The 12,562-nt window shown below is 65.5% G+C and carries 16 protein-coding genes; 4 read left to right on the top strand and 12 right to left on the bottom strand.

Going from position 1 to position 12,562, the window contains the following annotated elements:
• Nucleotides 1-1,203 (top strand): RNA-guided endonuclease InsQ/TnpB family protein (locus G454_RS0104600; RefSeq protein WP_027717653.1); only part of this gene is annotated, 1,203 nt, incomplete at its 5' end.
• Between the two features lie 43 nt (nucleotides 1,204-1,246).
• Here the strand turns inward: G454_RS0104600 and G454_RS17755 are convergent.
• From G454_RS17755 to G454_RS20805, 6 genes are read right to left on the bottom strand one after another with little or no spacing between them, the layout of a single operon-like run.
• Entirely contained in the window at nucleotides 1,247-2,530 is a 1,284-nt protein-coding gene (locus tag G454_RS17755; RefSeq protein WP_051275887.1) for a CpaE/TadZ family protein, read from the bottom strand.
• 22 nt (nucleotides 2,531-2,552) lie between these two features.
• Nucleotides 2,553-3,275 (bottom strand): Flp pilus assembly protein CpaB, encoded by a 723-nt coding sequence (gene cpaB / locus G454_RS0104590; RefSeq protein ID WP_027717652.1) that lies wholly within the window; start codon nucleotides 3,273-3,275, stop codon nucleotides 2,553-2,555.
• 20 nt (nucleotides 3,276-3,295) lie between these two features.
• Nucleotides 3,296-4,216, bottom strand: coding sequence for a pilus assembly protein TadG-related protein (locus G454_RS17750; protein WP_051275885.1), 921 nt, complete (start codon nucleotides 4,214-4,216; stop codon nucleotides 3,296-3,298).
• 18 nt (nucleotides 4,217-4,234) lie between these two features.
• On the bottom strand, nucleotides 4,235-4,627 hold the full coding sequence (locus tag G454_RS0104580; RefSeq protein ID WP_027717651.1) for a TadE/TadG family type IV pilus assembly protein: 393 nt from the start codon (nucleotides 4,625-4,627) through the stop codon (nucleotides 4,235-4,237).
• A gap of 5 nt (nucleotides 4,628-4,632) precedes the next feature.
• Complete coding sequence (locus G454_RS0104575) at nucleotides 4,633-5,172, bottom strand: A24 family peptidase (protein ID WP_027717650.1); 540 nt, start codon at nucleotides 5,170-5,172, stop codon at nucleotides 4,633-4,635.
• 20 nt (nucleotides 5,173-5,192) lie between these two features.
• The gene (locus tag G454_RS20805) at nucleotides 5,193-5,387 is read right to left on the bottom strand and encodes a Flp family type IVb pilin (RefSeq protein ID WP_245574311.1); all 195 of its coding nucleotides are present in this window, start codon (nucleotides 5,385-5,387) and stop codon (nucleotides 5,193-5,195) included.
• Between the two features lie 188 nt (nucleotides 5,388-5,575).
• On the opposite strand from G454_RS20805, the gene G454_RS0104565 reads away from it, so the two are divergent.
• Both G454_RS0104565 and mazF read left to right on the top strand, forming a co-directional pair.
• Nucleotides 5,576-5,809, top strand: coding sequence for an AbrB/MazE/SpoVT family DNA-binding domain-containing protein (locus G454_RS0104565; protein ID WP_027717649.1), 234 nt, complete (start codon nucleotides 5,576-5,578; stop codon nucleotides 5,807-5,809).
• The gene (gene mazF / locus G454_RS0104560) at nucleotides 5,803-6,150 is read left to right on the top strand and encodes an endoribonuclease MazF (protein ID WP_027717648.1); all 348 of its coding nucleotides are present in this window, start codon (nucleotides 5,803-5,805) and stop codon (nucleotides 6,148-6,150) included. Before G454_RS0104565 ends, mazF begins: the two co-directional genes overlap by 7 nt.
• Here the strand turns inward: mazF and G454_RS0104555 are convergent.
• From G454_RS0104555 to G454_RS0104540, 4 genes are all read right to left on the bottom strand, one after another.
• On the bottom strand, nucleotides 6,147-6,782 hold the full coding sequence (locus G454_RS0104555; protein WP_027717647.1) for a response regulator: 636 nt from the start codon (nucleotides 6,780-6,782) through the stop codon (nucleotides 6,147-6,149). The two genes, mazF and G454_RS0104555, sit on opposite strands and share 4 nt — an antisense overlap.
• 21 nt (nucleotides 6,783-6,803) lie before the next feature.
• Nucleotides 6,804-7,946, bottom strand: coding sequence for a sensor histidine kinase (locus tag G454_RS0104550; protein WP_027717646.1), 1,143 nt, complete (start codon nucleotides 7,944-7,946; stop codon nucleotides 6,804-6,806).
• A 74-nt stretch (nucleotides 7,947-8,020) separates the two neighbouring features.
• On the bottom strand, nucleotides 8,021-9,436 hold the full coding sequence (locus tag G454_RS0104545; RefSeq protein ID WP_027717645.1) for a phosphoglucomutase/phosphomannomutase family protein: 1,416 nt from the start codon (nucleotides 9,434-9,436) through the stop codon (nucleotides 8,021-8,023).
• Nucleotides 9,437-9,448: 12 nt separating this feature from the next.
• The gene (locus G454_RS0104540) at nucleotides 9,449-10,189 is read right to left on the bottom strand and encodes a YetF domain-containing protein (RefSeq protein ID WP_035106936.1); all 741 of its coding nucleotides are present in this window, start codon (nucleotides 10,187-10,189) and stop codon (nucleotides 9,449-9,451) included.
• A 90-nt stretch (nucleotides 10,190-10,279) separates the two neighbouring features.
• On the opposite strand from G454_RS0104540, the gene G454_RS21360 reads away from it, so the two are divergent.
• Nucleotides 10,280-10,432 carry a hypothetical protein gene (locus tag G454_RS21360; RefSeq protein ID WP_156896665.1) on the top strand — a complete coding sequence of 51 codons (153 nt, stop codon included), beginning with the start codon at nucleotides 10,280-10,282 and terminating at the stop codon, nucleotides 10,430-10,432.
• Nucleotides 10,433-10,596: 164 nt separating this feature from the next.
• Here the strand turns inward: G454_RS21360 and galU are convergent, their stop codons facing one another.
• Together galU and G454_RS0104525 are read right to left on the bottom strand one after the other, a co-directional pair.
• Nucleotides 10,597-11,469: a UTP--glucose-1-phosphate uridylyltransferase GalU gene (galU, locus tag G454_RS0104530; RefSeq protein ID WP_035106909.1), complete on the bottom strand. Its 873-nt coding sequence runs from the start codon at nucleotides 11,467-11,469 to the stop codon at nucleotides 10,597-10,599.
• 18 nt (nucleotides 11,470-11,487) lie between these two features.
• Nucleotides 11,488-12,552, bottom strand: a complete 1,065-nt coding sequence (locus G454_RS0104525) for a glycosyltransferase family 4 protein (protein WP_027717641.1) — start codon at nucleotides 12,550-12,552, stop codon at nucleotides 11,488-11,490.
• Between the last annotated feature and the right edge of the window lie 10 nt (nucleotides 12,553-12,562).

Here is a 12,562-nt window from a genome sequence, read left to right as displayed (position 1 = left end):
GCCGTCCAGTACAGGTGCAGGCAGGCCTTCTTTAAAGGAGAACCCGTGCCTTCATATGCGGCTCTGTGCTCCGAGTTCAAGGAGCACCCGGCGTATCGTGCCCTGCCCGCTCACATAGGGCAGGAGGTCATCAAGAAAGCGAGGAAGGCGTGGGACTCCTTCTTTGCTTGCCTGCGGCTGTACCGGAAAGGCGAACTGGAGAGGCCGCCGCGCATACCCCGCTACTGGAAAGACTGCCGGACGGGAAGGCGCACGTTTTGCGTCATCCCCGTCAAGGCGCCCACGTCCTACACGTTGAACTCCCGCACCCTCTCCCTCACACTACCGCGGGATCTCCGGGAAAAGCATGGAGGCCGCCTGGTCCTGCACGCGAAGGGTGTCTTGCGCTTCCACGGTACCCCCAAAACCCTGGAACTCAAATACGACCGGGTTAAAAGGCGCTGGTACGCCCACCAGGTGGTGGAAGTGCCGGAGGCGGTGAGAAAAATCCGGCCCGAGAAATACGCCGCTTTAGACCTCGGCGCCAGGGTGCTGGCTGCCCTGGCCGTCGAAGGCCTGGACCGCCAAATCCTCTTCTCCGGCCGCGAAGTCTGGAAGGACTTCCTGTACTGGACGAAGCGAATCGCAGAAGAGCAGGCAAGGCTTGCCCGGGCCGGGCGTAAAACCTCCCGGCTGTTGGGAAAGCTCTACCAGGTTCGCACCCGCAGGCTCAAACACGCCTTCGTCGCCCTTGCCGCAGAAATCGCACGCATCCTCAAGCAGCACCGCGTGACCACGCTGTTCCTCGAAGACCTGACGGGCATCCGGGAAGACATGGACTTCGGGCCGAAGAACCTCCTGGTGCACAACTTCTGGGCCGTGAGACAGCTGAGAAACCTCATCGAGGCCGCCAGCACGAGGGCCGGGATACGGGTAGTGCCCGTGGAGCCGCGCGGCACCTCTTCCGGGTGTGCCATCTGCGGTTCCCCCGTCAAGCGTCCCGCCAGGCATAAGGTGGTGTGCGAAAGATGCGGCCGCGTCTGGCACGCCGACGCCAACGCGGCGCTCAACGTACTGCTTCAGGGCTCCTCGAAGGGGCACGGGGCGGAGGCCACGCCCCTGAAGCCGCTCGCCCTCCGGTGGAACCGCCACCGGTGGGTGAGCCGCTTCGAATCTGCCGCCGGTACGCTGTATGCGACGAGCGGCAGCCGGATGGCGGCGTAAGCCGCCTGAAGGAATCCCCGGGTTTTAACCCTGGGTGAGGAAGTCAACTGGCCGTTAAGGGCTTGAAACCGAAGCCCAGAAACCTCCCCAGGAGGTTTCGCGGGCCGCGCGCCGGGGCTGCCGCCTCCCTCTCCTTCCCCCCGGCGCCTGCTTCCTTTTCGTCCCCGGCAAGCTCCGCCGCCAGCCGCCCGGCCAGCTCAAAAACGCTCCCGGCCACCGCACTGCCCGGCTCCGCCAGCACGAAGGGCACGCCCCTGTTCACGGCGGCCAGCACTACGGCTTCTTGCGCCGGCACGGTGTGCCAGAGGGCGAGGTTGAGCGTCTTTTCCAGGTCCCGCGGCGAAATACCCCCGGTGCACATTCTGTTCAGGACTACGCGCATCTTTAAGTGGAGGTTGGCGCGCTGCAAGATGTCCGCGTTCACGCGCGCATGCTTCATGGCCGCCAGCTCCTGGGTCACGGGCACGATGATCCTGTCCGCCATTTCCAGGGCCCTGGCCACGGGCCCCTCAAAGGAGGCCGGGGTATCCACCAGCACGTAGTCGTAATTCGTTTTAAGCGATTGCAGGATCTCCCCCGCCTGCTCCGCCGTGACCGCCTCCCCCGCCGCCACGTCCCCCGGCGCCAGCAGCACCTTCACGCCGCTAAAGTGCGGGACCAGGTAGCTTTCCAGGAGGGAGGGGTCGGCGAGATCGGACTCCTGCGCCAGGTCGCCGATGGTCCCCCTGGAGTCCAGGTTGAGGTGCACCGGCACGTCCCCGCCCCGCAGGTCTAAGTCCACAAGGACCACCCTCCGGCCGGTCTGCTGGGCCAGGGCTACGGCCAGGTTGCAGGCCAGGGTGGTGCGCCCCACGCCCCCCTTGGTGCTGAAAAAGACCACCAGCCTGCCGGAGGCGCGGGCCGCCTCCGCGGCGCTCCCGGGCGGCCTGCCGGCAAAGCGGGCCTGCCGCTTCTTCTGGGAGGCGCCGGCCCTGCGGATGGTCTCCGCCAGCTCGCTGCTGGAGAAGGGCTTGACCAGGTAGTCCCTGGCCCCGGCGGCCATGGCCCGGCGCAGGTACTCATGCTCGCCCTGGATGGAAATGATCACCACCGCCACCTCCGGAAACTGCTCGGTGAGCAGTTCCGTGGCCCGGATGCCGTCCATACCGGGCATGTTGATGTCCATGAGCACCACGTCCGGGCGCAGGGCCTCCGCGAGACGCAGGGCTTCCTCACCGTTGGCGGCCTCGCCCACCACCTTGATGTCCTCCTCAAAGAAAAGCAGCCTCTTGATGTCCTCCCGCGTGGTGGCTATGTCGTCGGCCACGAGAACCCTCACGGTTTCCACTCCCCTCACCCCCAAACGAAAGCTAGCGCACCAGGTGCTCGAGCCTGGCGGACGGCAGGGATAATTCCCCCTCCTCCCCGGCGGGCCGCAGCAAGAGCCGCACGGAGCCCCTCTCGGCGGCCAGGATGAGGACCTGGGCCTGCTGCGGGGTGACCTCCAGGGTCACCGTCTGGGCCTGCGGGGCCCGGGCGCCGGCGCCCCGGTTTCCCCCCGCCTCCACGCTCCGGTCGACGGCCAGCACGGCCACGTTCTGGAGGAGCAGGGTGGTTACGGTAACCTTTGCGCCCCCCTGGGGCACGTCCACCGTCCCCACTACGTCCACCCTGTCGCCCGGTCGCAAGTGCCCTCCTACACCGGAAACCTCGTCGACGGCAATGGTGGCCGCCCTCTTCCCGCCGCCGATTTGAAAGGCCAGCCCCTGGGCGGCATCGCCCGCGGCGACCCTGCCCTTTAAAACCTGCTCGCCGGGGAAAATCGGCGCCGTGCTCACCCTGCCTACCGCTTCCTCTTTCCTGGACAGCGCCTCTTTATGGACGTAGGCGGCGGGCACCTCCTTTACCTCCACCATGTTCTCCGTAATCCTGGTCTGGGGCGGGATTTTTTCCCTGGCCACCACCACCGGCCGGAAATCTCCCGCCGCGCGGTACGACTCCTTGACGGCCTGCAGGTAGGCGTAAACCCCCCAGGCCGCGGCCAGGCCGAAAAGCACGGCCAGGAGCAAAAACCAGTTTATTTTGCGCAGCACGGCGCAAACCCTCCCCGTCCCTACTCCACCAGGCGCGGGGCGTAAAGCCCGGTGTCCGCGGGCACCTCAAAGGACCCCTCGCCCTCCACGGCGTAGCGCAGGAAGCGGCCCCGGATCTCGTCCCTGGCGGCGTCCGCCTGGTCCACGAAAAAGGCGGCAAATCCTTCCACCCGCACCTCGTCCCTGCCGCGCGGGGGGAGGGCGGGGTCAAAGAGGGGCACGATAAGCACCCGGGGGCAGCCCGGCTCCAGGCGCTCCGGCGTGCAGCCTCCGGAGCACATGGCCAGCCGCTGGCGCAGGGCGTAAAAAGTGGGGCCGCTCATGTTCCCCGGCTCGGTGGTCACATAGTCGCCCACGGCCACCCGCCCCGGGTAGCCGTAAATGAGGTTGCGCTCGTAGTTGCACGCCCCCCGCCCGCCCAGGGCCAGGGCGCCGAAGTTTCCCGGGGTAAAGGGGTCGCCGTACTTTAAGGTGTAGAGCTCCCCAAAGCGAAAATCCTGCCGGGCCACCAGGAGGGGGGCCACGCCCGTGAGGGCGTACACTCCGCAAGCCGACGCCGCCGCCTGTGCCCTGGCCTCCGCGGCGCCGAAGCCCAGCACGCGGGCCAGAAAGAAATCCACGCGCCTTTTGGCCTGCACGCGCACCACCTTTTCCCCCGGCGGGCCGGGGGAAACGCCCACCTCCAGCGTTTCCTGCGGGGCGCCGTTGGCCAGGGCCACCTGCCGCGCCGCCTCCACGGCGGACTGCTCGCTGCCGCTCTGGGCCAGCTCGCCCGCCCCGGCCAGCGCCGCCGCATCCACGGCGTTGGCCAGCTGCTGTCCGGCCAGGTAGTAGCGACCCAGGTCGGTCACCAGGGCGCCGAAGCCCAGCAGGCAGGTCATGGCCAGGGCCACCAGCACCGCGGCCCCGCCCCGCTCTTCGCCAAGAGGGTTCCCGTACACGGCTTAAAAAGCCCTCCTTCACTCCACCCGCATGGTGGTGGAAGCGCGCAGGGGAAACGGGTCGGGGAGCAGGGCCTCCATGAAGGGGAAGACCAGGTCCAGGGTGTAGCGCACCGTCACCGTCACCAGCTGCCCCCGCGCCAGGCCCCCTGCCGGCTCCTGCACGACCTCCAGGCGGTCTTCGTCCAGCGCCGCCGCCACCTCCCGCACCCTCCCGCAGACCTCTTCAGGGGGGAGGCCCACGGCTGCCGCCCGGGCCCCTTCCCGGCTGGCCGCGGTGAGCACCAGCTGGGCGTGCAGGAGCCGCCCGAACTCCATGATCCCCCCCAGCAGGAGCAGCAAGACGGGCAACAAAAGGGCCAGCTCCACCAGGGCCTGGCCCTTCTGCTCGCGCCAGAGTCTGAGCGCCACGCCCATCACCCTTTCAAAAGCGGGAAGAGGTAGGCCAGGAGAACCCCCGCCGCCAGGGCGGCGCCGAAGGGAAGGGTGTCCTTGGACCCGGCGCCGTCAAGGGCGGCAAAAGGGTAGGGGAGGGGGGCGCGGCCCAGGCGTAAGAAGAGCCACCAGCACAGGGCGCGCAGCACGCCCGGCAGCCTGCCCCGGGCGGCCAGGGCGCATACGGCCATGACTCCCCCGGCCAGGGCCGCGCCTAAAAAGACCTGCAGGGCAAACCCCGGGCCCTTGATGGCGCCCAGGGCCGCCAGGAACTTCACGTCCCCCGCCCCCACCTGGCGCATGGCAAAGGGAATAAAGAGGAGGAGCAGGCCCCCCGCCGCGCCGGCCAGCCCCGCGAGCGCCCCCGGCGGCCCCCCCGCCAGGAGGTTGGCCAGGAGCCCGGCCAGGGCAAAGGGCACCACCACGGCGTTGTAGATCCTGCGGCGGCAGAGGTCGGTGCAGAGGCAGGCGGCGGTGAGGGCGAGGGCGAGGAGGTCGGGAAGAAATTCTATATGCAGCATGTTGGTTTAAATAGCATACATTACCTGTTAGGGTTAAGTTCTCCACCTATCCGTTCAAAAATGGCCTTTAAATTAGATCCCATCGTCGTGAGAACACCAATCACCACTATGGCCACCAGCGCCAAGATGAGGCCGTACTCGGCCATGCCCTGACCGTCCTCCTCTTTTACCAGGCGACGTAGAAGCTCCCGCATGGCATCCCACCCTTTCCGCAAGGTTTGTTTAAGGAAAGGGTAGCATCTTTCTGCCTTTTCCGACATCGACCGAACGTCTTATTTTCAAGCCTGCCTTTGGTCCCGCGCAGCCCTGGGACTCCGGTCCTAAAATAAAAAAGCCCCCTTGAGGGAAGGATGGTCGCAGTATATACTTTGAATAAACAACCCTTAGAAAGGGGTTAGAGCAAATGCAACTACGCGTGGCCCGATGGGGTAACAGCTTGGGGATACGCATACCGAAACCCGTGGCCGAAAAGCTCGGCCTTGCCGCAGGAGTCCCGGTCACCCTGGAGGTAGAAAAAGATGCCCTGATCATCCGCAGGAAAAGGTACAAACTTGAAGCACTCTTAGCAGGGGTCAATCCCAAAAACATACACGGCGAGGTTGAAACAGGCAAGCCGGTAGGGCGGGAAATATGGTAGCAGCCGAAAAATTCTACGTTCCGGAACGCGGCGATCTTGTCTGGCTCCATTTTCATCCCCAGGCCGGACACGAACAGGCCGGGCGCCGCCCCGCACTCGTTATCTCCCCCAAAGCGTACAATGAAAAGGTCGGCCTTGCCCTTATGTGCCCGGTAACTTCAAAAATAAAAGGCTATCCTTTTGAAGTGGTTCTGCCGGAGGGTTTAAAGGTATCCGGCGCCGTACTGGCCGACCAGATAAAAAGCCTGGACTGGCAGGCAAGGCAGGCCGCATTTATATGCAAGGCCCCGCCGGAGGTAATGGCGGAAACCATAGCCAAGATCCGTGCCCTGCTCGATTAAATCTCCACCAGCTTGTGCTTTACGGCGTACAGGGCCGCCTGGGTGCGGTCCTCCACGCCCAGCTTCTGGAAAATGCTCGTCAGGTGGTTCTTTACCGTTTTTTCGCTGATGAAAAGTTTCTGCGCGATGCCCTTGTTGCTCTCCCCCTGCACCAGGAGCCGCAGCACCTCCAGCTCCCGCCTGGTCAGCGGCACGCGCGGCCCGGCCGGGCGGCGCACCTCATCAAAGACCCTGGCCGTAAGCCGCGGGGAGAGGTAGGATTCCCCGCGCATGACGCCGTGGATGGTTTCCAGGAGCCCGTCCGGGCTCACGTCCTTTAAGAGGTAGGCGGAAACTCCCGCCCGGATCAGCTCCAGCACGTATTCCTCCTGGTCGTGGATGGTCAGGGCCACGACCCTGGCTTCCGGCACCTCTTCCTTAATAACCCGGCAGGCCTCTATGCCGTTCATGCCGGGCATGTTGACGTCCATGAGCACCACGTCCGGGCGGGTGCGGCGGGCGAGCTCCACGGCCTCCCTGCCGTCGGCGGCCTCGCCCACGAGGCAAATCGACGGGTCCAGGGAGAGGATCCTGCGAAGCCCTTCCCTCACCAGAGGGTGGTCGTCGGCAATGAGCACCCTTACTCCTCCCATGCGCCGCCTGCCCTCCCCCGCTCAAGCCTGCTGGCGCAGCGGCACGGACACGTACACCGACGTGCCCTTGCCCGGGGCGGTGTTCACCTGCACGAAGCCGCCCAGCAGCTGCGCCCTCTCCCGGATGTTGATCAGGCCGTAGCCCCCCGGCCCCGCGCAGGCGCCCGCCTCCGGCAGCACAAAGCCCTTCCCGTCGTCCCGCACCAAAAGGTTCACCCTCTCCGGGACGATCTCCACCTTCACCAGCACGCTCTTGGCCTGGGCGTGCTTGCGCACGTTGCTCAGGCACTCCTGCACGATGCGGAAAAGGGTGACTTCTACGGAAACGGGAAGCCGCCGGTCCTGCCCCAAAAGGACAAATTCCGCGGCAATGCCGTACTGCTGCTGGAAATCGGCCAGGTAGCGCTTTAAGGCGGCCACCAGACCCAGGTCGTCCAAGATCATGGGCCGCAGGTCGAAGATGATCTTGCGCACGTCCTGCAGGCTCTGCTTGACCAGCTCGCGCAGGGCGGCAAGCTCTTCCCGCAGCCTGGCCGGGTCGACTTCCAAAAGCTTTAGGCAGAACTCCGCGCGCATGACGATGTTGGCCATCACCTGGGCCGGTCCGTCGTGGATTTCCCGGGCAATGCGCTTCCTCTCTTCTTCCTGGGCCCTGATGATGCTGATTCCCAGCTCGTGAAGCTGCTGCAGCTCGCCGATCTTCAGCGAAACCCGCTCCACGTTGTCGGTTAAGTAGTCAATGGCCGCGCTCAAGTGGGCCAGGGTGCTCTCCACCCTGGCCAGGTGGGCCTTCAGGTGCCGCAGGGTTATTTCCAGCTGGTCGCGGCGGAAGCGCAGCATGCGCTCGCGGTGGCGCAGCTCAAAGAGCTTCAGCTGCAGCCCCTGGGCCTCCTCGTAGGCCGCCTTGATGTCCTCCTCACGGTAGCGCCGGAAGTCCCGGCTCACCTCCATGAGGCGCACCCGGGCCTTTTTCTCGGCGACCTCCAGCTCGTCCACCCGCGCAATTGTTTCCTTTAGCTCTTCCAGCACCTGGTTCAGCTCCAGCTGGAGGCGGGTGCACTCTTTGCTCGTGGCCTCGGCAATGTCAAAGACCTGGCTCTTGGCCTTTTCCAGGGCGGCAAGGGTTTCCTTCATCACCTTGTCCAGAGCCGTAAGGTCCAGCAAAGCCTCACCACCCCTAAAGCCCCGGAAGTCCGGCCGCCCTTTAGGTGCCAAACCGCACCGGCAAAGCCCGCGGGCTACAACCCCAGGGCCTCCCTTGCGGCCTCCTGGACGGCCCGCAGCTCTTCCTCGCTGCCCGCCTCCGCGTAGAGGCGGAAGAGAGGCTCGGTGCCCGAGGGCCGCACCAGGACCCAGGAGCCGCCGTCCAGCAACAGCTTCACTCCATCCACGTCCAGGCGCCGCAGGACCTTCTTCCCCGCCAGCTCGCGCGGGGCGAAATCGCGTAACTTACCCAGCACCCGCTCCTTCTCCTGCGGCGTGGTGTGGACGTCCAGCCGCCGGCTGTAGAGGCGGCCGAAACGTGACCAGAGCTCTTCCAGAAGCTCCCGCAGGCTTTTCTTGCGCGCGGCCACCATTTCGGCGGCCAGGAGCCCGGCCAGGATGCCGTCCTTTTCGGGAATGTGCCCGCGTACGGACAGGCCCCCGCTCTCCTCGCCCCCCAGGAGGCAGCCCTTTTCCAGCAGGTGCTGCCCGATGTACTTGAAGCCCACCGGGGTCTCGTAGGCCTCCTGGCCGTAAGCCTCCGCCAGGCGGTCCAGGAGGTGGGTGGTGGCCACGGTGCGGGCCACCGGCCCCCTCTCGCCCCGGTACTCCAGGAGGTGGTAGTAGAGGAGGGGCAGGAACTCGTTGGGCGCAATAAAGCTCCCGTCGCGGTCGATGAGGCCGAAGCGGTCGGCGTCGCCGTCCAGGGCCAGGCCTACCGCCGCCCCGCGCTCCAGCACCAGGCGCCGCAGCTCGCCCAGGGTCTTGGCCGTGGGCTCGGGCAGGCCGCCGCCAAAGAGGGGGTCGCGGTGGTTGTGCACGGCGGTCACCTCCGCCCCTTCCCCGGCCAGGATCTCCTCCAGGTAGCCGGTCCCCGCGCCGTACATGGGGTCCACGACCACGGCCAGCGCCTCCCGGCGCACGGCCTCCAGGTCCACCAGGCGCCGCACGTGCCGGAAGTAGGCGGGCCGGGGGTCTACCTCCCGGCGCGGGGCGGACGATTCCCCTGCCGCAGGCAAAGCGGCGGGCAGTTCCGCCAGGCGGCGGATATGCTCCTCGATCTCCCGCGTGATGTGGGGAAGGGCCGGGCCGGCGTACTCGGGGATGAATTTAAAGCCGTTGTACTCCGGGGGGTTGTGGCTGGCGGTGAGCATCACCGCGCCGCCGGTGCCGTACTCCTTGATGGCAAAGGCGGTCACCGGCGTGGGCGTGGGCCGCCCCACCAGGTACACGGGTATGCCGCAGGAGGCAAAGACCTCGCCCGCCGCGGCGGCAAAGCGGTCGGAGAGAAAGCGGGTATCAAAACCCACCACCACCCCCCGCCCGGCCAGGCCGTGCCCGTGCAGGTATTCCGCCACCGCCCGCGCCACCAGCTCCACGTTCTCAAAGGTGAAATCGCGGGCCAGGACACCCCGCCATCCGTCGGTGCCAAAGGAAATCTTTGCCGCCAAAGGAAAACCCCCTCACTGCGATATTTTGCCCCCGGGGGGCTTGTCGGTGACGTCCGTCAGGTGGGGCATGGTGTCCCTCCTGGTATCCACGTAGAGCTTCCCGTCGGTGTCCAGGCTGGCGTAGACCACATCCTTTACCGATTTGATGCCCATCTTTTCCAGCTCGGCGTAGAGCCAGTCCTCGGTGAGCTTGTTTTGCTGAAGGTTCTGGTAAATGACCTGCCCGTCCACAATCAGCTCCGAAGGCACCCCCTGGTACCTGGTGGGTAGCTGGAGGTCGCCGGGGGTGAGCGGCTGTTTCTGGGTCTTTAAGAGCACGGAAAGCTTCCCGTTGGGCTCCAGGATGGCAAACTCCACGTCGGCGATGTTGAAAACGCCCTTGTCCCGCAGCTGCATCATCAGGTCGTCCACGTGGTAGAGCAGCTTCTTCATGTTGTTTTCCAGGATCTTGCCGTTGTGCACGAGGATGGTCGGCTCGCCCTCGATGATCTTGCGCAGCGGGCGGTACTTCATGGTGGCGTACTCCGCAAAAAGGGTAAACAGCCCGAAGAGGAGGAGCCCGAAGAGGTAGTACCAGCCGCTCTCCTTGATGTCCGTAACCATGGCCGCGGCTATGGAGCCCACCACAATGGCGTTCACGAAGTCGCTCACCGTGAGCTGGCCCACCTGCGTCTTGCCCACCAGGCGGGTGATGAGGAGCACCCCCAGGAAGGCGCCCAGCCCCCTGATGAAAATTTCCAGATAAGGGTTCACCATCCCTTCCCCCCATCATATCAATATACAAATTTTAGAATGCCAGGGCTCCCCGCACTTTATGCGGGGAAGGAATTTTTCTGCCAGGATATGGCAAAAATAGAGGGTGGAGGGATGGTGTGCATGACGCGGCAGGCCATGCTGAGGAAGCTGGCGAAAAGGCAGAAAATGCTCGAGGAATACCTTAAAAAGCTCAGGCGCCGGCGGGGAGAGAAAACCCCCGTCTGCCGGCCTTCCCGGTAAGTCCCTTTAAAGAGGCGAATCCCCGGGAAAGGTCCTCTTCCCCGGGTAGGCTTGTGCGGCGACCGCGCCGGGCCCGGAGCCGCGGCCCCCTGCCCCTGCCCTTCCCGCTTTTTAAAGGGGGCGGGAAGGACGCGGCGGCTCCTAAAACGCCCCGCCAAAGCCTCCTACAGCCCCCGCACCAGTTCCTTTAAGTAGGAGGCAAACTCCTCTCCCAGGTCGGGGCGGTCCAGGGCAAACTCCACCATGGCCTTCAGGTAGCCCAGCTTATCCCCCACGTCATAGCGCCGGCCCTTGAAGACCAGGGCGTAGACGGGCTGCTCGCGGCAGAGCACGCGCAGGGCGTCGGTGAGCTGGATCTCCCCGCCGGCTCCGGGGGGTGTTTCGGCCAGGATTTCGAAGATGCGCGGGTGGATTATGTAGCGGCCCATGATGGCCAGGCGCGAGGGCGCTTCCTGCGGGGAGGGTTTTTCCACCAGGTCCCGCACGCGGTAGACGCCGTCCCGCAGGGGCTCGGCGTCCACAATGCCGTACTTGCCGACCTCCCGGATGTCCACTTCCTGCACGCCCAGGATGGTGCCGGGCATTTCCTCGTAAAGGTCCATGAGCTGCTTTAAGCAGGGCACCCTGCTGCGCACGATGTCGTCGCCCAGCAGCACGGCAAAGGGCTCCTGGCCGATGAACTTGCGGGCGCAGTAAACGGCGTGGCCGAGGCCCCTGGGTTCCTTTTGGCGCACGTAGTATATGTCCACCATCTCGCCGATGTCCTGCACCAGCTCCAGAAGCTCCATCTTGCCCTTGGCCAGGAGCTGTTCCTCCAGGTCGGGCGAGCGGTCGAAGTGGTCCTCAATGGCCCGCTTGTGCCGGCCCGTGATGATGAGGATGTCCTCAATGCCCGAATGCACAGCCTCCTCGATGATGTACTGGATGGTGGGCTTGTCGACGATGGGCATCATTTCCTTGGGCTGTGCCTTGGTGGCCGGCAGAAAGCGCACTCCCATGCCCGCCGCCGGTATGACGGCTTTTTTTACCGCAGGCAACCCCAGCACCTCCCCAGATCACATCTCCTTTACCTGGCCCTTCCTGCCCACCTGCCTGCCCACCAGGCCGAGCCTGCTGGCGGCGGAGACGATCCCCGCGGCAAGCACGGCCAGGAGGAGCAGCGCATGGCTTACGGCCAGGAAGACCAGGAAGACCGCGCAAAAACCCAGTAGGGCGCTGACCCCGTAGATGGTCAGCACCGCCTGCCGGTGGGACAGGCCCAGGGCCAAAAGCTGGTGGTGCAGGTGCTCCTTGTCCGGGGCAAAGATGGGCCGGCGGTTGAAGTAGCGCCGCAGGATGGCCATGAAGGTGTCCAGGAGGGGGATGCCCAGGATGAGCAGGGGGAGCACCACGGCCACGGCGGTAACGCTCTTGGTGAGGCCCATTACGGCCATGGCCGCCAGGGCGTACCCCAGCAGCATGGACCCCGCGTCCCCCAGGAAGATCGACGCAGGGTGGAAGTTGTGGCGCAAAAAGCCCAGGAGCGCCGCCGCCAGGAGCAGGGCCAGGAGGATTACCTCCTGCTGGTCCGCGGCCCCGAAAAATTTCCACTGCACGAAACCCACCGCCGCCATGGTCAGGGCGGCAATGAGCGATACGCCCCCGGCCAGGCCGTCCAGCCCGTCAATGAGGTTCACGGCGTTGGTCACGGCCACCACCCAGAACACGGTAAGCGGGAGGCCCAGCCAGCCCAGGTCAACCAGATGACCGTTTAACGGGTTGGTGACAAAGTATATCTCTATGCCGAAGGGCAGCAGGGCCAGCGCTGAAACCACCTGCCCGGCCAGCTTTAAGCGCGGGGAAAGGCCCCGCACGTCGTCGGCCACGCCCACCAGCGTCACCAGGGTCAGCCCCAGGAGCAGCCCCAGGACCTCCAATGACTTGGGCACGGCGACAATCACGGCGGCCACAAAGGCCGCATATACCGCCACGCCCCCCAGCCGGGGCATGGGCTCGCGGTGGACTTTACGCGCGTCGGGCCGGTCTACCGCCCCCAGGCGAAAGGCCACGCGCCTCACCCAGGGCGTGGCCAGATAGCTTACCCCGGCGGCCACCACCAGGCCCGCCAAAGCTTTTTCCAAAACCAGATCC

Origin of the sequence: Desulfovirgula thermocuniculi DSM 16036 (assembly GCF_000429345.1) — a bacterium.
Taxonomy (GTDB): Bacteria; Bacillota; Desulfotomaculia; order Desulfotomaculales; family Desulfovirgulaceae; genus Desulfovirgula; species Desulfovirgula thermocuniculi.
The sequence above is the reverse complement of the archived record's forward strand: the minus strand, read 5'-3'. Positions and strand labels throughout refer to the sequence as shown.

Coding starts and splice junctions, on each gene's coding strand:
- G454_RS0104565 (WP_027717649.1), top strand. CDS start 5,576: ATGCAACTACGCGTGGCCCGATGGGGTAACAGCTTGGGGATACGCATA.
- G454_RS0104555 (WP_027717647.1), bottom strand. CDS start 6,782: ATGGGAGGAGTAAGGGTGCTCATTGCCGACGACCACCCTCTGGTGAGG.
- mazF (WP_027717648.1), top strand. CDS start 5,803: ATGGTAGCAGCCGAAAAATTCTACGTTCCGGAACGCGGCGATCTTGTC.
- G454_RS21360 (WP_156896665.1), top strand. CDS start 10,280: ATGGCAAAAATAGAGGGTGGAGGGATGGTGTGCATGACGCGGCAGGCC.
- G454_RS0104575 (WP_027717650.1), bottom strand. CDS start 5,172: ATGCTGCATATAGAATTTCTTCCCGACCTCCTCGCCCTCGCCCTCACC.